General features: G+C 68.5%; 16 protein-coding genes and 1 pseudogene. 7 read left to right on the forward strand and 10 right to left on the reverse strand.

The window, feature by feature from the left end; translation table 11 throughout:
- Window positions 1–5: 5 nt before the first annotated feature.
- The 5 genes and pseudogenes from OH735_RS28755 to OH735_RS28775 all read right to left on the reverse strand — a co-directional run.
- Window positions 6–3,902, reverse strand: coding sequence for a phage resistance protein (locus OH735_RS28755; RefSeq protein ID WP_406384523.1), 3,897 nt, complete (start codon window positions 3,900–3,902; stop codon window positions 6–8).
- 95 nt (window positions 3,903–3,997) lie between these two features.
- Window positions 3,998–5,902, reverse strand: coding sequence for a DNA/RNA helicase domain-containing protein (locus OH735_RS28760; RefSeq protein ID WP_406384524.1), 1,905 nt, complete (start codon window positions 5,900–5,902; stop codon window positions 3,998–4,000).
- Between the two features lie 239 nt (window positions 5,903–6,141).
- Window positions 6,142–6,366: a hypothetical protein gene (locus tag OH735_RS28765; RefSeq protein WP_406384525.1), complete on the reverse strand. Its 225-nt coding sequence runs from the start codon at window positions 6,364–6,366 to the stop codon at window positions 6,142–6,144.
- Entirely contained in the window at window positions 6,363–6,722 is a 360-nt protein-coding gene (locus OH735_RS28770) for a hypothetical protein (RefSeq protein WP_406384526.1), read from the reverse strand. Before OH735_RS28770 ends, OH735_RS28765 begins: the two co-directional genes overlap by 4 nt.
- A 629-nt stretch (window positions 6,723–7,351) precedes the next feature.
- Window positions 7,352–7,729: pseudogene (locus OH735_RS28775) on the reverse strand (IS1380 family transposase); the annotation flags it as partial.
- Between the two features lie 233 nt (window positions 7,730–7,962).
- Here OH735_RS28775 and OH735_RS28780 point away from each other — a divergent pair.
- Both OH735_RS28780 and OH735_RS28785 read left to right on the forward strand, forming a co-directional pair.
- Window positions 7,963–9,618: an FG-GAP-like repeat-containing protein gene (locus tag OH735_RS28780; RefSeq protein ID WP_406384527.1), complete on the forward strand. Its 1,656-nt coding sequence runs from the start codon at window positions 7,963–7,965 to the stop codon at window positions 9,616–9,618.
- 496 nt (window positions 9,619–10,114) lie between these two features.
- Window positions 10,115–10,414: an NIPSNAP family protein gene (locus OH735_RS28785; protein WP_406384528.1), complete on the forward strand. Its 300-nt coding sequence runs from the start codon at window positions 10,115–10,117 to the stop codon at window positions 10,412–10,414.
- Window positions 10,415–10,425: 11 nt separating this feature from the next.
- Here the strand turns inward: OH735_RS28785 and OH735_RS28790 are convergent, their stop codons facing one another.
- Window positions 10,426–10,863, reverse strand: coding sequence for a WD40 repeat domain-containing protein (locus tag OH735_RS28790; RefSeq protein WP_406384529.1), 438 nt, complete (start codon window positions 10,861–10,863; stop codon window positions 10,426–10,428).
- Window positions 10,864–11,153: 290 nt separating this feature from the next.
- Between OH735_RS28790 and OH735_RS28795 the strand changes: the two genes are divergently transcribed.
- Both OH735_RS28795 and OH735_RS28800 read left to right on the forward strand, forming a co-directional pair.
- Entirely contained in the window at window positions 11,154–11,549 is a 396-nt protein-coding gene (locus OH735_RS28795) for a hypothetical protein (protein ID WP_406384530.1), read from the forward strand.
- A 132-nt stretch (window positions 11,550–11,681) separates the two neighbouring features.
- Window positions 11,682–12,185 carry a hypothetical protein gene (locus OH735_RS28800; RefSeq protein WP_406384531.1) on the forward strand — a complete coding sequence of 168 codons (504 nt, stop codon included), beginning with the start codon at window positions 11,682–11,684 and terminating at the stop codon, window positions 12,183–12,185.
- 47 nt (window positions 12,186–12,232) lie between these two features.
- Here the strand turns inward: OH735_RS28800 and OH735_RS28805 are convergent, their stop codons facing one another.
- Complete coding sequence (locus OH735_RS28805; protein ID WP_406384532.1) at window positions 12,233–12,571, reverse strand: hypothetical protein; 339 nt, start codon at window positions 12,569–12,571, stop codon at window positions 12,233–12,235.
- Window positions 12,572–12,996: 425 nt separating this feature from the next.
- Between OH735_RS28805 and OH735_RS28810 the strand changes: the two genes are divergently transcribed.
- Complete coding sequence (locus tag OH735_RS28810) at window positions 12,997–13,839, forward strand: helix-turn-helix domain-containing protein (RefSeq protein WP_406384534.1); 843 nt, start codon at window positions 12,997–12,999, stop codon at window positions 13,837–13,839.
- Window positions 13,821–14,030, forward strand: coding sequence for a DUF397 domain-containing protein (locus tag OH735_RS28815; protein WP_327258651.1), 210 nt, complete (start codon window positions 13,821–13,823; stop codon window positions 14,028–14,030). Before OH735_RS28810 ends, OH735_RS28815 begins: the two co-directional genes overlap by 19 nt.
- A 75-nt stretch (window positions 14,031–14,105) precedes the next feature.
- Here the strand turns inward: OH735_RS28815 and pglX are convergent, their stop codons facing one another.
- From pglX to OH735_RS28830, 3 genes are all read right to left on the reverse strand, one after another.
- On the reverse strand, window positions 14,106–17,735 hold the full coding sequence (gene pglX / locus OH735_RS28820) for a BREX-2 system adenine-specific DNA-methyltransferase PglX (RefSeq protein WP_406384535.1): 3,630 nt from the start codon (window positions 17,733–17,735) through the stop codon (window positions 14,106–14,108).
- Entirely contained in the window at window positions 17,732–22,414 is a 4,683-nt protein-coding gene (gene pglW, locus OH735_RS28825) for a BREX system serine/threonine kinase PglW (RefSeq protein ID WP_406384536.1), read from the reverse strand. The genes pglX and pglW overlap by 4 nt, the downstream gene beginning before the upstream one ends.
- A 190-nt stretch (window positions 22,415–22,604) precedes the next feature.
- A complete protein-coding gene (locus tag OH735_RS28830) occupies window positions 22,605–22,832 on the reverse strand; it encodes a hypothetical protein (RefSeq protein WP_406384538.1) in 228 nt (75 codons plus the stop codon).
- Window positions 22,833–23,142: 310 nt separating this feature from the next.
- On the opposite strand from OH735_RS28830, the gene OH735_RS28835 reads away from it, so the two are divergent.
- Complete coding sequence (locus OH735_RS28835; protein WP_406384539.1) at window positions 23,143–24,603, forward strand: hypothetical protein; 1,461 nt, start codon at window positions 23,143–23,145, stop codon at window positions 24,601–24,603.
- Window positions 24,604–24,614 lie beyond the last annotated feature (11 nt).

Below are 24,614 nucleotides of genomic sequence, written 5' to 3' on the forward strand. Positions count from 1 at the left end.
GGTGCTCACGATTCGACGACCCGCCAGGTGATTTCGACCGCCGCACCGGGCTCACGTGCGGCCAGGTCGGCGATCTCCGCCTGCAGTTCCGCCACGGCGCGCGCCGCGGTGGTGCGGCCGCCTCCCGACCGTTGCACCCGCGGCCCGTCGGAGGCCGGTGCGGGAGTGCGGTCGGTCGGGACGGGCGGGTGACTGGTGTCCGTGTTCAGCGGCACCTGATTCGCGTTCGGGGCGACGGGAGCGGGCGGCGGGGGAGTGGCGGCGGCGCGGTTGCGCTTGATCAGCGCGAGGACCTCGCGCTGGGTCCGGACCAAAGCGCCCGGCAGGGGACTGGTCCGCTGGTCGTCACCGGCGGCGTTTCGTAGGGAGTCCAGCAGGGCCTGACCCTCGGGGCCCTCGTTGGCCGCCAGTTCGAGCGTGGTCCAGGACGTGTCGGTCAGGGCCCTGGCCACTTCCTTGGCCTGGGTGATCGACGAACCGAAACGGTCCGCGCCGACCTGCCCGAGATCGAAGGCGGCCAGCGAATCCACCGTCTTCTTCGCCCCGGCCGCACCCTGCCCTGCTGTCCGGGTGAGGGCCCTGAGCAGTTCGACGGAACGCCGGGCGAGCGGAAGCCGCCCCGACTCGTCGGTGCCGTCGAGATGGAGAAACCCCGCGTGCTCCTCCAGCTTCGCCACGAGAGCGATCGCGTACTCCTCGTAGGACCGGGCTTGCTCGGTGATCTGCCGGGCGAACTGGTTGACCATGCGCCCGCGCCGCAGGGTCGGCGCCGGCCTCCCGAAGATCGTCTCGAAGCGTCGGCGTGCGGTGTCCCAGTCCTCCTCCGACGGCAGCGGCTGGCTGCGCAGCGTGTCGACATCCTTGATCTGCGACAGCTCGGGGGCCGGGTCGAGCGGCATCCCGCCGCGCACCCAGACCCGGTCGTCCATCTCGGCGAAGGCGGCCACGACGAGCCGGGAGAGGAAGTCGGGAAGCCCGCGCGGCTGCGGCAGGTCGGTCCAGTCGGTCAGGGTGATCAGGGAGAGGTCACCCGTGACGCCTCGCTCACGCGCGAGCTGCCGGAAGTGGTCGGCCCAGAAGAGGGACAGCTCGAAGTACGCCTCCTTCTGCTGACCGAGGCGCAACGGGCCGGCGATGCGCTGAAGGAGTTTGCGGTCACCGGCCGGGACTTCGGTCCGGCCGTCGCGTGCCTCGGCGGCCGCCTGAATGTGGGTGAAGACCTTGCGGGCGTCGGCCGCCTTCAGGGGGATGCCGGTGTTCTCGGGGTCCAGGTCCGGGTGGTCGGGGAACTGGTCGGCCAGCAGCTTGCCCGCGACGTGCCGCAGACCGTCGCGCAGGGACTGGCCCATGGAGAAGACCAGCCCGTCGACATCACGCAGCGACTGGAGGTGATCTGCGAAGCCCAGCTCCACATCGGTGGGCTTCTTCTCGGCCAGGCCGTACGCCTGCTTGAAGGCGGCCTTCACGTTCTTGAGCAGGGACTCGCGCTGGGTCTCCAGCAGGCCCTTGGCACGGGCGCGATTGTCCGCGTTGAGGTGGCCGGCGTACTGGCTGTCGAAGCGCTGCTCGTCGGAGAGCGCCTTGTCGATCACCACCAGGCGGCAGAAGTCGGTGTACCGCTGTGCGGAGAGATGGGCCGGCAGCCAGGCGACCGTGCGGGACCGCTTGCCCTGGTGCTGCTTCTCGCGCAGCCGCCGCATGCGTTCGACGTCCTCGGCTGTTCCGTACTCGCTCTCGTCGTACGGGAGGTCGACGACGATCCGCCACAGACCGTCCTCCTGCGGCATCAGGTCGTGGTCGGGCAGCTCCTCCTCGTCGGCGACGTTCCCGAAGACGACTTCGGCGCTGCGGCTCGTACCACGCCAGTCGAAGTTCACCCGGCTCGTCAGCTGCCCGTGCTCCAGCACGAGCTCCTCGGAGAGGATCCGCTTCGCCAGTGCCTGGCGATTCCCCGGATTGTCGTTGACCTTGGCGTTGGCGATGACCGAGTCGACGTCCACGCCGGTCAGTTCGAGGCGCACTCCCGGGTTGGCGTCGGTGCCGGTTTCCTTGATCTCCGGGAAGCGGCCCGCCCATTCGGCGACCTTGTTCTTCAGGATGCCGTATTCGCGCCCCGGAATCGGGGCGACGACGGAGCCGTAGTTGAGAGCGGAGAGTCGGCGGATCGTGAGGTCGGCGAGCGCGGGGACGCTGGGTGCGAGGGCGGAGAGCAGCAGCGTGCCGACGATCCGGTTGTCGCCGATGAAGGTCTTCACCCTGCCGCGCAGGTCCGGGTCGGCGATGCTGTCGGGGCCGCGATGGGCGTACTGCTCCACGTCCTCCTCGGACACGTTGTACGTGCCGAGCAGATACGGGCGCAGCTTGGTGCGGTAGAGCTTGTCCGCCGCTTCGAAGACGACCTTGAGACTGTCGGTGAAGGGCTTGTCACCGCCCGCCGTGATCAATGGGTACAGATCGCCCACCGGGATCAGGTCGCCGAGCCGCAGCTCATCGCGATGGTCGGCGAGCAGCTGGCCCATCAGCTTCATACCGGTCCGGTTCCGCTGGAGCGCGGAGGAGACATGGACGAGGGTGTCCATGAAGGCCGGAGAGAAGGGGTAGGTCAGCCGGAAGCTCTCCTCGTCGGCACCCACCCCGTCGGTGCCCCGGTCGGATCCCAGCAGCGTGTCCCACACCTCCTGGCGGACCTTGCGGGTCTTCTCGAACTCGGCGTTGACGAGCGCCGCCGACTCCGCGTCCTTGGGGGTCAGCAGTCGGGCGTGTGCGACCTGGGGGAGGTTGCGGTCCTCCAGGGTGATCTTGTCGAAACGGCCGGACGCCAGGTTGAGTGTGTCCTGGATGGACGATTCGGCCGCTCCCGACACCTCTTCGCCCACGAGCTCCCGCAGGTCGCGCTGGCGGGCGATGAAGGACACCACGGGGACGGCACGACGGGCGTCGCCACCCTCCACGAAGTTCGTGATCTTACTGGCCTCGCGGGCCACGAACTTCTGGTCGTGGATCAGAGTGGCGAGCCAGAGGATCAGCTCGTCCATGAAGAGGATCAGACCGTCGTAGCCGAGGGACTTGGCGTGCTCGGCGATGACGGACAGGCCCGCGTCCAGGGAGACGAACCCGTGCTCGTCCTCGGCGGCGTACTTGGTGAATCCGGGCAGCAGATTCGTGCTCGCGTCCTCGACGAGGCGGGCACGCAGCTCGGCCGGGGTGGACGGGCTGACCAGATTGAGCGCCTGACCGGACTCGTGCACCTCTTCGGCGGCGAGCGCCGTGTCCAGGAGGCCCGGCTCCCAGGCGAAGGCCTCGCCCCACTCGTCATCGTCGTCCGCCGCGTCGGGGTCCGAGGACGCGAGGCCGTCGATGATGAAACGGTCCCCGTGGCGCTCGCGCAGAGAGCGGATGCTGTCGAAGAGTGCGTCCGTCCGGTACACCTGCGGCGTCGGCGCCTCGGGGTGCAGCTTCTTCACATGGCTGACGTAGCCGCCGAGGACCCGCTGCTCCAGGGCCTTGGCCCCCAGCATGTGGTACGGCACGAGCAGGAAGTTCTTCCCGGCCGTGCCGAGCCACGCGTGCTTGGTCAGTACGGGGTCGAGATCGTCGCGGGACCTGGCGGCGAGGCTGCCGCTGAGCAGGGCGTGTAGCACTGCCATGAAGTGCGACTTACCCGAACCGAACGAGCCGTGCAGATAGGCCGCCTTGGACGTGTGCCCGTCCAACGCTGCCTTGATCAGCCCCAGCGCCTCGTCGAAGTTGTCCCGCAGCCGCTCCGTGACCACATAGTCCCGCAGGGCACGTTCGGCGCCCTCCGGGGTCGTCGCCTCCGAGAGCTGGAGGACGAAGTCCGAGGTCGAGAGGGACTCCTTGATGTCGATGACATCGCGGAGCAGGGGTGGCTGCTGGGCCATGGGCGGGTCTCACTCTCCGACGGGCGGTGGCGCGGGTGTCGTCCGATCGTATGGCGTAGGTACGACAACGGACCAATAGTTCCGCAATCACCGGATCAGACGAGAACGGCCGCCTTGACCCCCGCCACCGGGTGGACGAGCGAGCGCAGCTTCTCGCGGGTCTCCGGATCCGTGGAGTAGATCATCGTCCCGACCATCCCGCGGGTCAGCAGCACCTTGTACGTGTTGCGGATGAGCCGGTGGACTTCGGCGTCCGGGGTCGCCTTGGTGAAGATCGGGTCCTTCGAAGCGGTACGGTCCACCACCCAGCGGTCGGTCCGCCACACCAGGTCCGGCCCCATGATCACGCCCGACCAGTCGTACTCGAAGCCCTGGGCGGTGTACACACAGCCCACCTGGCCGAAACCGGCCGGATCGTTGGCCCAAAGCGGTGCCGACGGGGCGCCGAACAGGGACCGGTCGCCGGGCACGTTCCAGGGCCGTGACCAGTCGCCGATGACGACGTCGCGGGGCAGCTCGGACATCTCCGGGGTGATCCTCGTGGTCCACTTCCAGCAGTACCCGGCCGCCATGCGCGCGCTGTACTTCTTCCCCTCGCCTTCATCGCGGCGGGCGACGAGGAAGTCCTCCAGCTCCTGCGGGCTGTCGGCGATCAGCAACTCCACCTTGCCGTCCGGCTCCCAGACGGTCGGCTTGTCGCCCTCGAGACCGAGCAGGCTCGCGACCCACTTCACGTAGGCCTCGCTGCCGCCGCAGCGGAACTGGCTGTCCAGCTCCACCACGACGCAGTCGAGGCCCTGCGCGGCGGCGGCGTCCTTGATCTGCTCCTTGGTCCCCATCTCGCCGGGGCGCACCACCTGGTGCTGGTCGAGCAGGAACACCGGTACCCGGGCGGCGTCGATCAGTTCCGCCACCTGGGGGCGGTCGGTGCGCAGAGCGGCCTTGGTGTAGCGGTTGGCGGAGGTCTTGCGGAGCCGGTGGGCCTCGTCGCAGATGAGTACGTCGAGGTCGTTCGGCTCGGCCTCCATGAAGCTGTTGAAGTACTTGAACAGCTGTTGCACCTCGGGCTTGCGCGCACCGGCAACCTTGCGCATGGTCTTGGTGAACGACGCCGAACCGGTCGCGTGCAGAGCGGTCTCCCCGCGCCGGTACAGCTCGCCGAGGAGCGACAGGGCAATGACGCTCTTGCCGGAACCGGGGCCACCGGTCACCACGACCACCTGCTTGTGGTTCGACCGCTTCGCCTTGCGCACCGCCGACAGCACCAGCTCATAGGCGACCCGCTGCTCGTCGAGGAGGACGAACTGCTCGCGGTCGCGGACCTCGGCTGCCGCGACGACCATGAGCTGCTTCGACGGGCGGGTCCTGCCCTGGACGAGCAGGTCTGCGGCCCCCGCCCCGGACTTGGGCGCGAGCCGCGAACGCAGGAAGTCGAGGAAGGCGCCGCGCTGTTCGGCGGTGTACATACGGCCCTGCAGGTCCTCCGGGACCTCGCGCAGGGAACTGATTCCGAACTCCGTCGCGTTGTGCAGGAACGCCACTCCGGCGACCGATTCCGGCATCCGCTCCAGCGCGCCGTTGAACGACAGGAGGTAGGAGCAGTAGCCACGGACCTGCTCGATCGGGTTGAGCACGGGACGCGGGTATGCGTCTATACGGCAGAGAAGGGGATCCTCCTCCTCGGCGAAGGCCTGACTCCACTGCTTGAGCTCGACCACGACGTACGACGGCTCGCCGGTCGACGGGTGGACCCCGGCGAGTATCACGTCGGCGCGCTTGCTTGTCAGAGGGAGGGTGTACTCGATCAGCATCTCGACGTCGTCGAGCCCGGCGTCGAGCAGCGCACCGGTGAGGGCGGGAATGCTGCGCTCCCAGGATCGCACCTCGGACGCTCCGGGCCGGTGGCCCTGCGCGTGCTGGAAGTTCTCCATCAGGTGCAGCGCCAGCGTCCCTTCGAGGTTGCGGGCGGCGACGGTTGCGGCGGACTCGCGGAACAGCAAGGAATGCCCCCAGGCAGCACGAAGTAGCTCGTGCGGGTGGGGGCATGTCCTCTTCAGTCCGCTGACGCGGAACGGAAGCCCGTCGGGCCGCTGAGATGATCCTTCTCATCCTAGGACAGCGGGCGGATCGGGCGGCAGGGGTTTCGGGCGAGCTGGGCTCGGGCGATTCCGCAAGACACAACGGGTGTCTGCCCGGCCGGGTTCGCCGGACCGCAGTGCCCGACAGGGCGGAGCGTTGATCAGATCTTGTGCCGACTGCGTGCGTTCACCGCGGCGAGCTGTGCGCTCAGTAACTCGTCCCGGCTGGCCGGCCGTACGCGGGCGGGGTCCGCGTCCCACTCGCGGCCTCCGCCGAGCGGGCGGAGCTGGATGTAGGAGCCCTGGTGGCCCATCACCAGCCCCACCCGGCCGCTCCCGGTGTCGTGGACGGCCGCCCCGACGCGGGGGCTGCCGTCGTCGGTCACCTGGCTGCTCCGTTCCTGATCACGGCTGCCAGGGCCAGCGCGACGGGGGCGGAGCAGATGCCGAGGTGGATCAGGGCGTAACGGACCTCGCGCGTGCGCTCGGCCTCGTGCTCCTCGGCGTGGGCGGTGGCCGGCCCGTGCGGGTGGATGGTGTCGGCCCAGGGGGTACGGACATCCATGGCGGGGAGCTGGATACCGGCCTGGCTGAGGGCGGCGGCGAGGGCGTCGCGGGCTTCGAGCGCCTCCGTGGTCCTGGCCGGCTCCATCCGCCATTCGACCGGCGGTACGGGAGCGTCTGCACCGCGGGAGGGGCTGCCTTGCGGTGTCCTGCGGGGGAGGGGCGACGTGGGCGTCATGGTGGCTTCCTTCGGTTGGTCGTTGGGCGGATCCTCCGCCCCGGCCGCAGGGCTGAACTGCTCTGCGTGAGGGGTTGATAGCGAGAATGGCCCGGCCGGGGGCAGGACTCACCGAAGGCGGGTTTTGCTTCCCGGGCGGGTGCCGCACATTCCACATGTTCCACGTCGGCGCCGGCGAGACTGGTTCGTAGCCCTTCAACCTCGCCGAACCAGCCCTCTCGTTCGGCTTCGGCGCTGCGAGCGGTGAGGTTGTCGCGGATCTCGGCCAGCCGTGCCCGCTGGGCCGGGTCCTGCCGCAGGAGCGAGTACCTGACGCAGGCTTGTCCGAACTGACCCAGCCGGCCGGCCGGTAGGGCGGATCGCAGTCGAGTTGCTGAAAGTAGTGGGCAGATCTTGGTGCCCGGGAACTTCTGAGCGTGTCGCGCCGTCGGCTCCTGCCTGATCGCCTATGAGAAGCCGTCCGGGGACATGAGGCAATGCGAGACATGGATGACGCGTTCACACTCCTTCGGCAGGCCGTCGACCTATTGCCCGAGGACGCTGCAGCAGAGAACGGCCAGACGGTCGGGGATGTCCGCGAAGACATCGGACGCCAGGAGTGGGAGTTGGTGCTCGCGTGTTGGCTCCGGACCGCCGGCCCGGACAGCAGGTATGCCCTCGCCGGTCTCGGCGGCCTGCATCCAGGCGACTTCCCGGGCCGTGGCGCGGGCCGCTCGCAGTTAAGCGAGTGCAGACTTGTCGATGTCGGCGAGGAACCACCAGGCCGTGGGCGTGGAGGCGACCGGGCCGAACACCTCGCCCTGGTCCCGCAGCGCGACCAGATCCGCGATCGCCTCATCGCCGTCGGCGAGCATCACCGCGAGATCGGTGGCGGTCCGGCCCGGATCATGCCCGGTGCCGCGCGGTCGTAGCGGCCCGAGCGCAGTGGAGTACGCGGTGGTCAGGCCGGTGGCCCCGGCGAGATCCGCCAGCAAACGTGCCCCGGCGTGCCCGACCACCCCCGAACCGTATGACGAGAGATCGTCACGTACGGATCTGTGAGGGCCGAGGGGTGAGAATCCCCTCAGCTACTTGCGGGGAACTTCACCCGGCAGCCGGGGCCGGTGGCGTGATCTACCCTTGTCCCCCTTTGCTTGATTCCTACAGGGTAGGGAATGCTTTGACAAAGAGAAGAGCACTTCGGGGGTGGGCAGCCGCGGGGTTCGTTCTGGCCGCGGGTCTGTTCGCGAGCGTGCCGTCGATGGTGACCGTGTTTGCCGAGGCGCCGGCGGGTACGCCGCCGGTCCGTACGATCTCGTACAACGTCTGCGGCGCGTATGCGGCGAAGTGTCAGAGCGAGATGCCGCTGGCCGCCTGGGCCGACGGCCTCCAGGGTCACATCATCGACTGGGACACCGATGTGGTGATGCTTCAGGAGATGTGCAAGGGCCAGTACGACCGACTGCGGCAGGCTCTGCCCGGCTACGCGGGCGTGTGGACCAGCACCCAGACCGCAGACGGTTGCTCCGCGTGGGGTGACGACAGGAGCTTCGGCCAGGCGCTCCTGATCAAGGCCCCGCAGAGCGAGGTCACCGGGATGTCGGCGGAGCTGACACCGCCCGGCTTCACCGGGGAGAAGCGCTCGGTGGTCTGTGCCAAGGCCCCGCTCGACGGGCGTGCCGTCCTGGCCTGCGGTACGCACCTTCGGCGTGACGACGCCACGAAGAACGACACCCCGGCGCTACTGGAGCGGATCGAGACCTGGGCGAACGGCCTGCCGGTCGTCCTGGCCGGCGACTTCAACGCCCGCCCCGACTACGTACACATGGATCCGGTATACGCAGGCCGGCCGGGGACCCTGTCCTTGGCCGAGGCAGACGGTACCGACCAGCAGTACTTCACGGCCGCGTGTAAGACGGCCGGCGCCACGGAGTGCCGCTCCGGCGCTCCCACCCTCGTCGACAACGAGACGGGTACGAAATACGTCTCAAAGTTCGACTTCACCTTCTTCACCCGTCAGGACTTCCGCGACCTGCACAGCGAAACGGTGGAGACGTCCTTCACCAAGGTGAAGGACCACCTGCTGGTCCGCTCGGCGGCGGCGTTCCGGGAGCGAACGCCGGTCGCCGGAGACCTCTCCGGTGACGGCGTCCGGGATCTGCTCGCGGTCCAGGACGACGGCTCGCTGCGGCTCTACCCCGGGCTCGGCGACGGGCGCTTCGCCCCATACCAGGTCATCGGCGCGAGCGGCTTCGCGGGTGCCGACGTCAGCCACCGCGGCGACTGGAACGGCGACGGCCTCGAGGACGTTATCGCGCGGATCGGTGACGAGCTGTGGGTCTACCCGAACATCGGCCTCGGCCGCCTCGGCGACCGCATCCCGATGGGCGAACGCCACACCGGCTGGGCACACGCCAATGTCCTTGCTGTGGGGGACATCGACGGTGACGGACAGCCCGACCTGTTGGGCCGCAGTGTCAACGGCCTCTACATGCACCGCGGCAGCGTTGGCACCAACCCGACCCTGCCGCGAAGCGCCGTGGTTCTGGGCGGCCCGGAGTGGAAGCCCGCAGACCTGCCCGAGATCCTCGCCCCCGGCGATGTGAACAAGGACGGCCGCGCGGACCTGTGGGCCCGCTCCGCAGAGGGGCAGCTCCGCCAGTTCCTGTCCGCCGGGGCCCAGGCGCTTCCCGCGCCCACTGTCATCGGCTCCGTGCCGAGCACCCCGTACCCCCTCGCCGGCACGGTCGGCGACATCAACAGCGACGGGCGCGCCGATTTGCTCCTCACCACCGCACCGCAGGGCACCACCACCGGTGACCTGCTGTTCCTCCCGGGCGATGCGGCAGGTACCGGCTTCGGCCCGTCCGTATTGATCGGCGAGGGTGGCTGGCGCTGGATCCAGTCGATGCGCTGAGCGACGGATCGACGGTCATGCCGACAGGAGCGCCTCGGGTCCATCACGCACCTGGGGCACCCCTGGAGTTCCTCACCGGCGAGCTCCAAGGCTCGCACGACGATCCATTGTCAGGGTGTCCACATCCCGGGGGCAGCCTCAGGTCCGGGGCCGGCGACGTGGCCGGGTCGGGGACCGTAGTGCGGGTGGTCCGCCGCAGGTGCCGCCCGACGCATCGGTGATGCCGCCGGGCGGCTCCTTTTGGAGATCCCCCTTTTCCTCGCGCCAGCGGCGTGCTGGTGGGCCCGGCAGACGGTGGAGGGTGCGACCCCGATGACGGGGACGGTCACGGGCCGCAGCAGGAAACCACGGGCGCGGATTGCGAAGGAGCTGCGGCTTCTGCGCCTCGGGGTCCAGCTTCTCCGGCCGGCCCGATCACACGGCCCTCGACGAACCGATGCGGAACACTGGCCTGGCGTACTGCCTGCAGATCGAACTCCTGGAGGGATGAAATCCCATGGCCAAGACAACTCAGCTCCGTACCTACGTCGTTCGTGACGGCCTGCTCGACGCCTGGGTGCAACGCTGGCAGGCGGACATCGTGCCGCTGCGGCTGGAGTTGGGATTCGAAATCGGTGGGGCGTGGGTCGACCGGGAGCGCAACCAGTTCGTCTGGTTGATCTCCTACGACGGTCCGGAGACTTTCGCGGATCGCAACGCCCTGTACTGGGCATCGCCCGCCCGCAAGGCGATGAAGCTCGATCCGGACGACTATCTGGTGAGCACCGACGACCGCACGGTGGAGGAACGGTACTGAACCCGGTTCGGCTACGTCGTTGTCAGCGGCAGCAGATGGCGTCGTCGTTCGTCCTCATCGAGTGTCCGGAAGACACGGTTTCGGGCGTGGGCTTCGAGCTGGTCGAAGTCGGGGGCGGCAGCCCAGATGCGGGCTGTTCCGTCGAACGAGGCGGTCAGCAGACGCGTGCTGTCGTGCGACCAGGCGACCGAGGTCACCTTGTCCTGGTGGACGCCGACGATGGCGATCTCTTCGAGGGAAGAGGCGGACCAGACACGTAGGGTGCGGTCGTCCGAGCCGGTGGCGATGGACTGGCCGTCGGGGGACCAGGCAATGCCGCGGACACGGCCTTCGTGGCCTTTCAGTACGTCGATACGGCGCCCCGTGGTCGCGTCCCACACTGCTGCGGTCCAGTCGCCGGAGGCCGTGGCCACCCGCTGTTCGTCCGGAGCCCAGGCGACGTCGTCCACGTAGTTGTCGTGACCGCGCAGGATGGTGAACTGGCGGCCCTCAGAGTGCCTGCCCTACCCAGGACGGCGCGGTCTCGGCGAGGCTGTCGAAGTCCTGCCCGTGGAAGGCGAAGGTGGTCGCATCCTGGCCGAGGTCGAGAGCCAGGGCGGTGAACAGGTGGGAGAGGTGGTCACTGGTGTACTGCGCCGCTCCGGGTGCGAGCCGGGGCTCGATATCATTCCCAGATTGCTACTACTGCCCCTATCCTGCTGTCCCACCAAGGCATCACCCCGGGGGGATCGTGTCGGACGTGTTCAAATCCAAGCCTGCGATGAAACGTTGTACCGTATGCCGCCAGCCGGTGAGCAGAAAGAAGCTCGTCTTCGCCACAGGCGGAGAGCCGGTGCACCGCGCCTGCCAGTCGAATACAGACCGCTCGTCGACCCGTTCGGCGGCTCCGTTCGGTCTACCCCGGGCGCCGAAAGACATCAGCCGTGCCGAACTCCTCAAACGCATCGAAGCGTTGCGGAAGCGGGATACGAAGATGAAGCCGGGCGCAGCGAAGCCGCAACGCGCCGAACGCTCCAAGCCGCCGGCAGCGCCACGCCGCGGCAAGCGGTTGGTCCACCCGCCCCAGCCGTACTACGGCGTGGAGATGAGGTCCATCGACGGCAGGTGGGTACAGATGCATCCTGATTCCGAATAGTGGTCGCGTTCTGCGCCGCCGACCTGCGTAACCGGTCCCTGCACGCCACCACGTAGAACCAGACCTGGCGAGATCCTCCAGCTCGTGCCCGAACCTCATCCCGCCGGCATCTTTCAGAGGTACGGTCCGCCCATGGACTGGGGAGACGCGGCCGGTTGGGCTGCATTCGCGATATCAGGTGGGGCGCTGTGGGTCAGCTTCAGGGCGCAGCGGGATGGTCGGCGCTCGGCGAACGCGGCCGAAGAGTCGGTGCGGGAGGCGCGCCGATCGGGGGATGCCGCAGTACGCTCGGCCGTTGCGGCCGAGCTGACGCTCGCTGACCAGCAGCGTGCGGCTGAGGTGCAGCGTGTTGCGGAGGCCAACCGGCCGCGCCCGGTGCTCAGTATCGAGCACAGCAGGAAGGCGGTGTGGCAGCTCATCAACTCGGGAACCGCCGCTGCTGAGCATATCCGCTGTGACGAGCTGCCGGAGGCGGTGGTACGAGGCTGGGAAGATGACCTCTCGCTCCCGCCGGGCGAGGTGCACGAGTTCATGATGGCGGGGTCCATGGGGTCCCCGATTCCCGCCGTGCTGCGTCTGGTCTGGGATGGGCAGGATGAGCCGGTGCCTCTTCGCGTACCGCCTCGTATTGGCTGAGCCGCGGAGCCTAGGGCTGACCCAGCCTCGGAACCGTCTCACCTCGCTCAGGCGATGAGGAACGTTCGGGCTTCCCGGGTGATCCACTCGGCCAGGTCCCCTGCTGCCACCGCGCGTTGCCGGTCGTCGCCAGTCAAGTGCTCGGTGGGTGGGAGGGCTGCTCCCCTCATATCGAGGAGGAGGAGTGCTTTCCAGGTGAGCGGATAGAGGTCGGCCGAGGCGTAGCAGTCTTCCCAAGAGATGCGGTGGCCGGTCGGCGGGCAGACGCGGTCTGCGTGTGCGGTGGCGAGGAGGTGGTGGGCTTCTTCGCCACCGAGCAACTCGTCGTAGGGCTCGCCGAGATCGCGGCTGATGAACTTCGCGGCGTTCACATGGGCGTGGCGCACATCGTCCTCCTAGGACGTTTAGGCCCCGCGCCTATTCACAGAGTAGGGCATAGGGCCGACAACGCTCCCCCTGGTAGAACCCAACCTCGACAGCTGACTCACGGCCGGACGCTGGTAGAAACGAATCAACCGAGCCCCCGCCGTTCGCTGCACAGGTCTGTGTCGCACTCTCGGAAACTACTGCGGGGGCGCCGCTTTGTCGGGCCGGGGAGAGTGTCGGGTGGGCTGGGCGACTCCGATCCCGGGCTTACGGGTTGACCTGGAGTGTTCTGCGGGGGAGGGGTGCTCCGCGGGGGTTGTGTCGTGGGTGCCTTCCTTCGGTTGTTCTTTGCGGATTCTTCTGCCTGGGCGCATGTCTACGACTACGGTGCGTGAGGGGCTGGTCGCGTGAGTGGCCGGGTGCAACACGTTCCACGGAGGGTGAAATGCCGACGAGGCGGACGGTCACGGGTCGCAGCAGAGAACCACGTGCGCGGTTCGCGGAGGAGCTGCGGCTCCTGCGCACCGCGCGCGGCCAGAGTCTGCGGCAGCTCGGTGAACGGCTGGGCTGGGACTGGTCGTTGTTCGGCAAGATGGAGAAGGGTGAGACGGTCGGCGGCCCGGAGGTGGTGCAGGCACTGGACCAGCACTACGGGACGCCGGGACTGCTGCTGGCGTTGTGGGAGCTGGCGGTCAGCGACCAGACGCAGTTCAAGGAGCGGTACCGGCGGTACATGGCGTTGGAGGCGGAGGCGACGAGTCTGTGGCACTTTGCGGTGAGCGTGCTGCCGGGGCTGTTGCAGACACCGGGGTACGCGCGGGAGTTGCTGGCGGCGGGCGGGATCAAGGAGCCGGAGCTGACGCAGCAGGTGGAGGCTCGGATGGGGCGGCGGGAGCTGCTGGAGGGGGACACCGCTCCGGACTTCCGAACGATCTTGTCGGAGGCCGTACTCCGGACTCCGATGCGTCATGCGGGGGAGTGGCGGCAGCAGCTGGAGTACCTGGCGGAGGCTTCGGATCGCTCGAATGTGGCGGTGCATGTGCTGCCGCAGAGCGCTGGATTGCACGGTCTGATGGGGGCGGACGTGTGGTACCTCCTCTTGCCGCAGGGGCGGACCGTCGCGTACACCGAGAACGGATACCGAGGCGAACTCATCGAGGAATCCGGGCCGGTCGTACGTTTGCAGAAGACATACGATGCGGTTCGCGACCTGGCGTTGTCCCCAGCCGAGTCGCGGAAGTTCATCCTGCGGATGTTGGAGGAAGTGACGTGCGATCCATCGACCTGAGTACCGTGTTCTGGCGCAAGAGCAGTTACAGCAACCAGGACGGTGGCGCGTGCATCGAGGTCTCTGATGACTTGGCCACCGTCGTTCCTGTGCGGGACAGCAAGAACCCGTGTGGACCTGTGCTGACGTTCGCTGCGGATGGCTGGTCATCGTTCGTGTCCGCTGTGAAAGACGGCGCCCTGCGCGCCTGACGCACCGGCTCTACGAGACGGCCCCCGCTGACCAGCGACTGGTCATCGGGGGCCGTCGGCGTCTCCGCGCCCGGTCTACTTCTTCTTGGCACCCTTTTTGGCGGGGACCGGGCGCCAGGCGCGCAGGTCGTCATCCGTGAGGCCGTGCTCGCCCTGGACCATCTGACGGTCGCCCCGGAAGAAGGCGGCGGGGGAGGCGCTGAAGGCCGCGTCAAACTCGTTGTGCCACTGGTCCAGCCAGGGCTGGAGTTCCAGCAGCCCGGCGAGGAACGGCGTCAGCTCCTCGGAGGTCAGAGCCTCGTGGGAGGCGATGTACGCGTCGAGGGCGTACGCCTGCTCGCGGTGATCCCAGCCGGCCCAGCCGTACAGCTCGGGGGTGGCGGCGTTGCTCTGCCCGTACGAGATGAAGCGCTCCTTGGGTACGTCGAGCTTGCCGCGCGCCTTCCAGAACGAGGGGCGCAGGAAGTCGGCGGATGTGTACTTGGGCGGTACGGGGATGGTGTCCCGGATCTTCCGCTTGGCCAGTTCGTCAGGCGCGGCGTCCTCTTGCCGCTGGAGGTCCCAGACACGTTCCCAGTCTGCCCGCTTCTTGAGCCCGGAGGGCTTGTAACGCAGGGCAGAGAGGAACGGCACGTGCTCGGTGGTCATCAACTCGGCAACTACTGTCGGCAGTTCCTTGCGAGGCTCGTAGATCTTGGCGAAGAAGACGAAGTCCTTGTCGCGGGAGAGTGCGTCGATGAGGCGGGAGAGGGTGACAAGAGCGGGCATGTCGTTCTCGTCGAACCAGTGCACCCGGTTCTCAATCCGTTCCAGCAGCCAGGACTTGAGAGCCCTCTGCTGGAGGGCGTCCCAACCTTCGGTGGCCCAGCGACGCTTGTACTCGGGGCGCTCCACCATGCCGATGGCCCGGCTCGACTCAATGGCGTCGATGCGCTTCTGGACTACCTCGCGGTAGGCGGCGGGCCAGCGCGCGGGGATCTCTGTGATGGGGGTCGAGCCGTGGCGCTTGAACCATTCGCCGCTGGCCTCGCCTGCGGCGACTCGGCGAGCAAGGGCGATCTCGAAGGCGCGCTCTCCGAGAGCGAGTTTAGGGATGACAGGGTCATTGGGGTTTTCGGATACGCGCAAATCCTCCGGATGGAGGTTGTAGAGCGAATATACCTGCCAGTCCAGCTCCTCCTGGAGAGCAATCATGTGGGCCCGGGTTGAGTGCCATGCGGCGCGGGCTTCGCGAAGATTGGAGACACTGTTGGTGCCTTCGCTAACAAGGGCGGAAGGGCTTGTAGCGGTGAGTTGTTGGGCGAGGGCATCCAGAGCGGTAGCTGCGAGGGTGGGGTACCTGGCGGGGAGGGGGAACTCGGCGACATTGGTGGCGTTGAACTGGTAGAAGTCCTCAAAAGGAACCGTAGACTGACGCGCTCCCTTGGCGTCGACAGTGCTGCCCTTGTTATGGCACCGCATCTTGAGCCAGAGTGCCGCCGCGGAGCTGTTGAGCACGCCGAGCAGCTCCATGTGCTCTACCTCGTTGGTTCCTTCCCTCAGCTTCATAACTGGGGCAGTCTGCTTGAACACATGCCCAGCCCGATCCAGTACAAAATGGTTGTGTGTTGCCACTTCCGCGAACACGATGGACAGCGTGTGGGTCTTGGAGTCTTTGGGGAGCTGATGCCATTCCCACCAAGGGCGATCGTCAGTGAAATAGGTCCCGCCAGAGAAGGTGGCCCGATTCCCCAGCTCTGTTCGGGAAGTCCAAAGGAAACGGCCTAGTCGAGGGAAGCTCGTGAGCTGTTCCAGATTGCGCTTGCTGTCGTAGGGGTGAAAGGCGTCATCGCCGTCCAGGAATCCAAATTCGCGAACCTCATCGCCTACTACGAGACGCTTGACATACCGTTCTTCCGCATTGATTCTCCGAAAGGTCCGAGAGGTCGCAGTCATTGCGTCATCTGAACCCATAATGCCGTAGAAGCCAATGCGGGAAGTTTCCCGCTTCAAGACGCCCTGCTTGGCTTCGGTCATTGCTTCCATCATTTCCAGGCCGCCGTCGGCAAGGACCCATGGCTGATGGCCGAAGTAGCGCTCACGCTCAAGATCATCGACCGATACCCACTGGCTTGCCGAACCAGGTCTGTCGATCTGGTCGACAATGGCTCGCCAGACCTTTCCCTCATCGCCACGCTCCGGTGCATAGGGTTCACCTTCAACGCTACGCACGGTGCGAATCGTTTCGGAACGTCCGCTTCCCGCGCGCCGCTTCCCCACAAGGAGGACCGTGGGCGTCCCGTGCCCAGGAATGTAGGCACCCGAGGTGTCGATAACCTCCGTCAGCTCCACTTCGTGACCGAAGTACGTCTCGATGAGCCGTGTGCCGAACTCCCGCTTCATGAAGGAGTTCGCCGTGATCTGCCCGACCATGCCGTACCCGTGGCCATCTGCGTCCCCTCGCATGGCCAGTTCAAAGAATCGCTGAGCGAATGGTACCGACAGTGCGTACTTGCCCGCACAAGCGTCGTACAGGTCTCGATACAGCGCGTTGAGCTCTTTGTCCTTCACCGTGATGTACGGCGGGTTCCCCACCACCACGTGGTACCGCCCCGGCTCCAGAATCCCCGGATGCTCGTGCACGTCTTCCGTTTCGTACTTAAAATCCGCCAGCTCGTCCGCGCCCTCTTCCTCCAGGCCGTCGAACAGGTTCTCTTGCTTGTGCCGGTGCTTGATCAGCGAGTCACCCACCGCCAGGTGAATCGGCCACTCAAACCTCGCCGCCTCCCCCAGCGTCCGCACCCCACTGGCCGCCATAGCCGCCACCAGCAGCCGGAACCGCGCGATGGCCACCGCGAACGGGTTCAGGTCCACCCCGTGCACCGAGTCCAGCGCAGCCCGTACCCGCTCGTGCCGGTCCTTCCCCGGCTGCCCCTCCGCCCACAGCCGCACCAGCCGCCGGAACGCGCCCAGCACGAAGTGTCCCGACCCGCACGTCGGGTCGATCATCTTCAGTTCTGCGTACCCGAACTCCCGTACCGCCGGGTCCATCGTCCGGTCGAGGATGAACTCCTCCACGAACTCCGGGGTCTGGAGCAGCGCGTACGTCTTCCGGGCCGCCTCGCTCAGGTCCTGGTACAGGTCGCCCAGGAACCGGGTGTCCCAGCCCTTCGTGCCGTCGCCGTCCTCCTCCAGCCGGTCCGTGAAGTCGTGCACCAGCGCGCCCGCCTCGTCCCGGCCGCGCCAGAAGTCGACCAGGTCGCGGGCCCCGTCGTGGGACAGCGGGATCTGGAACAGCGGGTTGTGCTTCTTGTCGAAGAGGAGCCGGCCCGCCTGGCCCGCGCCCAGCTCATCGAACGCCGTCTCCAGCCAGCCCCGGTACGTCGGGTCCTCGGACGTCGACACGTAGTCCTCGAACCGGGCGAGCGCCAGGTCCCGGCGGTCGTCCTCGGGGGCCGTCAGGTACGGCTCCGGGATCAGCCGGTTGTCCTCGCAGAAGCGGACGAACACCGTGCCCAGCACCCAGGCCACCGCGACCTGGGTGACGCGTTCGTCGAGCCAGGAGTTAAAGGTCGCCGCCGTACGGCCCAGCTTGCGGGCCCGGTCGTACTCGGCGCGCAGGCGGGTGTCCACCTCCGTGACGGCCTTCACCTGTTGCGCCAGATCGGTCTCGGCCGCCTTGACCTGCTGCTTCAGGTCGTCCAACAGAGCCTTGCGATCGATCACTTGTCGTCTCCCTGGTGTGCTTCGGCGCCGCCGTCAGCGGCTGAGCCGGCCCGGTGGGCGTCGTCCACCCACGCGTCCGGAAGTTCGATCCACTCGCCCAGCCCCGCCTGGTAGGCGACCGCGGTCTGGCCGAGCCTGGGCTCGCGGGCGGGGTCGCCCTGCGGGACCAGCAGCCACAGCCCGCGCCCGCCGTGCCGGGCCGCCTGCGCGAGCCGGTGCAGGACGCCCATCGCGTCGTACCGGGCGAACACGGCCGCGTCCGTCAGCAGGACCGGGGGCGTTGCGGAGCCGCCCTCGGCCAGCAGCTCGCGGACGCGCGGCTCGACCGCCCCCCAGGCCGTGCGTGCGTACTCCGCGAACTTCGCGGCGTTGCGGTGACCCGGCTCCGCCGCGTCCGCCTTGAGCAGGGTCTCCCAGGTCGGCTTCGTCCCCGGCGGGACCAGTGCGTGCAGGGATTCGAGGAACAGCTCCGTCACCGACACCGTGTGTGCGCCGATCCGGCTGCCCGTACCGCCCAGAGCCTTCACGGCCTTCGGGGAGAGGTCCTGGCGCACCGTCAGTACCCGGTAGCCGTCCTGTCGGGCCGAGGCGGTGAGGCGTTCGTCGGTGCGTACGGCACCTGCCAGCAGCGGGTCGTCGGCGTACCGCGTCACCAGGCCCACGTTTGTCGCGCGGCGCCAGGTGCCGGTCGTCAGGTAGCTGGACGCCGTGTCCATCCGGGTCGGCAGATAGCGCAGCGTCCCGGAGTTCTCGTGCGTCGAGAGCGTGAGGTCGAAGCCCGCCTCGCGCAGCGCCTTCGTCAGCGGGCCGGCCGTCGGCAGGTCGTGGGTCGTGCCGCCGCGGCCGTCCGGCACGACGATCTCCGGGAAGCGGGCCCGTACCCGCTCGTGCACGTCCTCACCGGTGATCCCCGGCTGGCGTCCCTCTGGCACGCCCGGGATCAGCCGGACCAGCCCGGCCTGGGTGAGCCGCAGAGCGCGTACGAAGTCCAGGTCCCGGGGGTAGATCTCCAGGCGCGGGGTGGCCGCCGCGTTCTCGGACGCGGCGGCGGCCAGTTCGACCAGCCTGCGTTCGTCCCACTCCACCGCTCCCGGCGGTGGGGTCAGCGCGCCCAGTTCTCCGAGGACCGTCGTCGCCGTGGGCAGCGTGTCCAGCTTCGCGAGGCTGCCCGCCTTCCTGCCCAGCCGGGTCGCGTAGTCGAGCAGACCGGGGGCCGTGGGGGTGTCCGGCGGGTCGCCCGCGGTGCCCGTGGCCTCGTCGGCCTCCCGCACGTCCAGGGCGAGCATCCCCGCGCCGAGGGATTCCTCGGTGGCCTTACGGTTCGGCTGGTGCTGGAACTGCGCGCTCTCCGGATCGAACTGCTCCAGCTCCACCACCGCGCGCACCGCCGCGAGCGCCAGCGCGCGCCGCTGCTCCCGCTCGGGCAGCTGGGTGCCGCGTCGCACGGCGAGTGCGTCGGCGATCTCCGAGGCCGAAGCGATCCGGCCCAGACCGGTCAGCAGGTCCATGATCTCGGCGCGCAGCGCCTGGACGGCCGGATCCTTCTTCCAGCGCTTGCGCTCCTCCTTGAGCATCTGCGGGATCCGGCCCGCCGAGAGACCCAGCGCGTCGGCGACATCCTTCTGCTTCGGCCAGACACCGATGTCCGGGAGCACCCCGCGCTCGTTCGGCAGGCGCAACAGCAGCCGGACCATCTCCACCTTGTTGTGGTTGGCACCGTTGTTGTTCAGCTCCGGTACCAGGATCGTGGCCAGGGCGTCCAGGCTGACCGAGCGGAGCGCTGCTCCGGGGAGACCGGACGTGCTGCCGCCCGTGGCGAGGGCGTCCAGGACGGTGGCCTCGCGGGCGGTCAGCTGCGCGATCTCTTCCTTGGCCTCGGCCCGTCCCCGGGGAGTGAGCGGCGACACCGGCGTCTCGCTGAGCAGCTCACCCCACTCACGTTGGCGGCGCTGCACTTCGCCACGGGTCTTCGCACCCAGCCCCGGCGCGTTGACGAGCTTGCGGCGGCTGTAGTCGAGGAGCCCGCCGACCGTGGTGATGCCCAGGCCGTACAGGACCGACTCGGCGGCCGGGGTCAGGCCCGACGCCGACAGGTGCGTGTCACGGGTGACCTGTTTGGCCAACTGGTCGCGCTGCTGTTCCGCGGTGAGCGGCTCGGCGTCCGCGATCGTCGGCCGGCCGTCGTCGGAGGCCGCCGCGGGGGTTTCGCTGTGCCGGTGACGGCTGGACGGAACGGCCTGCGAGGCGTCCAGGAAGATCTTCCGCCAGGCGTCCCGCATCGGCTTCAGCTCGGGGAAGCGCTGGGCGGCGTCGCGGTGCAGGGCCTTCTGGAAGAAGGCGACCAGGCCGTCGCGTACCGCCGGTTCGAAGGCGTCGGCCGCGAGCGTCGGGTAGGGAAACTCCTCGCTGTCCGTCTGCCGGGGCAGGACCGAGCCGTCGCCCCACCGGGGCAGCTCGCGCGAGGCCATCTGGTGCAGGGTGACGGCGACTGCGTACCGCTCGGCGTGGGAGTCGTAGGCGGTACGGGTCAGGGTGCCGATGAACGGGTCGAGGTAGCCCTCCGTACCCGCCTCGTAATCCCTCGCCGGGTAGCCGGCCAGCGAGAAGTCGATGAGCACCAGCTCGCGGGTGCGGTTGGGTCGGACCCGGATGGCGATGTTGTCGGGCTTGATGTCCCGGTGCCAGACGCTCTCGCCCTCCAGGAAGTCCACCGCGCCGAACAGATAGTCGCCGTATGCCTCCAGCTGGTCGATCGGAAGGCGTCCGCGGTCCCGGAGCTGGCGGGCGACCGTCTCCTCGCGGGCCCGGGTGCGGCTGCCGCCACCCTGCTCGGCGCCCTCGGTCGCGTCGTCCCGTTCGTCACCCACGTACTCCAGAGCCAGGAGTGTACGGCCGGCGATGCGCAGCGGTTCGGGTTCGACGAGCCGGATCACGCGGGAGTCGGGGCGCAGTCGGCCCATCACCTGCGCCTCGTGGGCCAGGGTCTCGCCACGGCTGTCGGACAGGGCCACCTTGAGGACGGCCAGCGGCCGGTTCCCGCGCGCCTCGGCCTCCAGGTCGCGCACCAGGAACGCGCGGCTCGTCGAGCCTGTACCGAGGCGGCGGCGGACCTCCCAGCGCCCGCCGAGGACATCCCCGGCCACGGCTTCGAGCGGGTCCTTCTCCGGAGCCTCGGGCGCGGCCGGAGAGGCAGGAGCGGTCAGCGTGTCCTCGACCAGCTCCAGCATCTCCACGAACTCGTCGACCGTGGACAGCCGCCGCTCCACGCGGTAAGCAGTGGCCGCCTGCACCAGCTCGTCGATGTCCTCGGACAGTCCGTCCACCAGGGAACTGGGGCGCAGCCCCTCACCGGCCTCCAGGCGGGCCAGCAGCTCGGCCTGGCTCGCGGCCGGCGCCTTTCCGGTGACCAGGAGATAGGTGAGGACGCCGAGGCCGTACACGTCCATGTACACCGGGTCGGCGTTCGGGGCGCGCAGTTCGGGCGCCAGGTAGGCGTCGGAGTCCTCCGCCAGGTGTGTCGTGGACAGGGCGGTCGGCGCATGCCGGGTCACGCCCGTCGCGGCGCTGCCCGAGCCACTGCGCTGGGTGGCGATCTGCCAGTCGGAGATCTGCAGATGAGGAGTGAGCCAGGCAGCTTCCTCGCCCGTCGCCCGCTCCCGGGGGCCGCGGTCGCGGGGGACGACGTGCACGGAGTGCGCGGCCAGCGCGCGGTGGTAGATCCGGCTGGAATGGGCGGACCGCATCGTCTCGGCGAGCTGCCGTACGAGTGCCATGCGCCCGAGGATGTCGAGCTTGTCGCCGTACTGGAGCAGGTAGTCGTCCAGGCGCAGGGTCTGCGGGTGGTAGTCGAAGATCAGGGCGGGCCCGGCCGCGTGCCCCGACGGGTTGTACTGCTTGAGTTGCACCACACCCACGTGCTGGAACCGCTGCAGTACCGCGGCCTCGCGCCGGGCGGCGTTCTCCACCGACTTCCGGATCGTGGCGTCCGAGCCGCGTTCCCGCAGGTAGATGCGGACGCGTGCGGACTCCGGAAGCTCAGTGTGCTCGGCCAGGTAGTCGGCCCAGGTCGGGCCTGTATCGAACGACTTCCGCTTCAGCTCGTACGGGCCGACCTTGTACTCGGCCTCGCTCTTGCGGATACCGACGCGGGTCAGTGCGGCCTTGATTTCACGGGAGCCGATCGCCGTGATGCGGCGGCGCTCGTCGCTCGGTGGCTGCTTCAACATGTCGACCAGCTGGTCGACGCTGTACACGCCGTTCTGGTCGTGGGCGGGCAGACGGATGCGCAGGGAGCCCTCGGTGAAGCAGACGGCCTCGCCCACCCATACCCGTTTGCCGTTCTGGCCGAGGAGACCGGCCAGCTCCTTGGCCTTCTTGTCGACCAGGTGCAGCGGGTTGCCGTGCGGGACGCGGCGGCCGGTGGGTGTCGTCTGGACCCAGGTGCCGTTCTCACTGGCGAGGGAACCGTGCCAGTTCTTGAGCTCGATCATGCAGACGCCGCCGGGGGCGACGACGAGCAGGTCCACCTCGCGGACGTGGCCGCTGTTCGCGGTGAAGGTGAAGTTCGACCAGGCACGCCATGGGTCGGCGTCCGGCAGCTTCTCCCGGATGGCTTTCAGCCCACGCCGCTCATGGTCGAACTCCGACTCGGTGACCGTGGTCCACCGGCCTTCTCGCATGCGCTGTCCCCACCCATTGGTTTCCGTATCCCCGTGGTCACGCCCGGTCGGCCCGCACGGTCGAGCGCGCGGACGACGGGGCCGCCCCGGGAGAAATCCTAACGTCGGGTTCGCAGACGGAGGCAAGGGCGGGCGACTCCGGCGATACCGGTTTGCATCCGATCATGTTCCGCCCCAGGACACCACGGCCTCAGGACGGGGACGGTTCGGGGCTGAGGCTCTCCCTGCCGATCCGATTGCCGTTCTGGTAGATCGTGACGGTGTCCCCGTCGATGCGGCAGCTGTACGGACCGTTACGTGCTTCGTAACCGTCCGAGGTCTCCTTGGCCCGCATGGCGATTCCCGGCTCGCGGTGATCGCTGAACTCCCCGAAGTAGTACAGACCGCCGCAACCGCTGGGGTTGCGAGGTGAGCGCACCGGTGTCCGAGCCTCGAACGGCAGTCGTTAATATCCCCACATGTCCGAGACTGCCGCGCAGCGCCTCCTGCGAAACGACCCACGCACCGTGCAGGTGGCGGCCCATGAGGCCGTTGGGCTCCCGACCCGTGGAGCGGAGGCTCTGCTCCGTGCTCTCCGGGCCGGGGAGTCCGTGCTGGCCCTGTACCGCCAGGGGAAGGGGCACGCCGCGCTCACTGAGGGTTCCCTCATTCTCCTGGACGGGGATGTTCCGGCGCGTGTTCCGAGGCCCTTGGCGATACAGCGCCCCGCGTACGGGTCTTTGCGGCGCGTGGACGTGTCCGTAGAGGGGCGGCGAATAAGCCTGTGGGGCTCGCGGATCGACGAGTCCGGCGATCTGCTCCTGCGCACCGGGACACTCGTGCCCGAGCCGTCGGCCGGGGACTGGCGCCTGAGCGCGGCCGTCGCAGGCGAGACCATCTCCCTTTCCGACGACTGCAAGAAGGTGCTGCTGGAAGAACTGGAGCCCGACGAAGTCGTCCGGGCCATCTACCACAACGGATGGGGCTACGCCGCCCTCACCCGAAGGGGCCTCATCCTTCTCAGGAATTTCCTGTCGCCCAAGGCGACCCGCGTGCCCAAGCCGCTGTGGATCCTCCGCCGCAGGTACGGCCTGTTCGACTCCGTCGAGGTCCTTGTCGACGGAAGACCGCACAAGCTGCACGGCTCGAAGCTCGACCCGAAGGGAGAGCTCCTCGAAGCCACGGGGGAACTCCTGCCCCCTGCATCTCCCTTGCGCCCGGATCGCGGGACGCGGTTCCTCACCTGGGTACGCCGACATCCCGTCCTGATTTTCGCAGGCGTGGCCGTAATGGCCCTCACCGGCCTGGGGTCGGGTTCCAGCGGGGAGGAGACCGTTGCGCAGGTTCGTGCGGAGCGCACCCTGGTCGTTCCCGATTTCACCGGGTCCTCTCTGCCGGTGGCCATGGCGGAGGCGGGCGCCCATGCGTGGCTGGGGGTGACGGCAGCTGATGCCTCCTCCGCCCACCGGCCGGTGACGAGTACCGGGTCGGGCTGGCGGGTCTGCTTCCAGCTGCCCGCCCGCGACAAGGCTGTAGTCCCGGCCGCCAGGACGCTGACGTTGTACGCGGTCCCGGAGCGGGAGAAGTGCCCGACACAGCTGCTCGGCTCCCGCCGGATCGTCATGCCGGACCTCATCGGTGAACGGTTCGACGACGCCTCGGGTGCCCTCGGGGACCTCGGCCTCGCTCGTGCGGTGTACTTCCACGCGCACACCGGCAAGTACCTGGACGACGAGACGGGTGACCTGGCCGACTGGCGGGTGTGCCGGCAGCAGCCCGAACCCGACACCGAGGTCTCGACCTGGACGCCGGTCAAACTGTGGCTGATCGGTCCCAGTGACCCCTGCACCGCACCCAGCCCTGAGCCGAAGCCCAAGCCGAAGCCGAAGCCGAAGCCCGAGCCGAAGCCGCGCCCCCAGCCCTCGTACGGCACCGCTTCGGGCGGCGGCACCACAGGAGGCAGTACCAGTGGCGGCAGTAACAGCGGGGGCAGTACCGGTGGAAGCTCGTCCAGCAGTGGTGGCACCACCAGCGGCGGCTCTTCCGGCAGTTCGGGCGGTAGCACAGGCGGCACCGGCAGCCAGGGCGGCGCCCGGTTCGGTCAGTACTGCTCTCCCGTGGGCGCCACCGCGACGACTGTCGACGGACGGCCCGCGAAGTGCTTCATGGGCAAGGACGGCCATGCCCGCTGGGGCTACAACTCCGGGTGATGGATCCGTGC

The organism is Streptomyces sp. NBC_01618, from assembly GCF_045209435.1.
Lineage (GTDB): Bacteria > Actinomycetota > Actinomycetes > Streptomycetales > Streptomycetaceae > Streptomyces.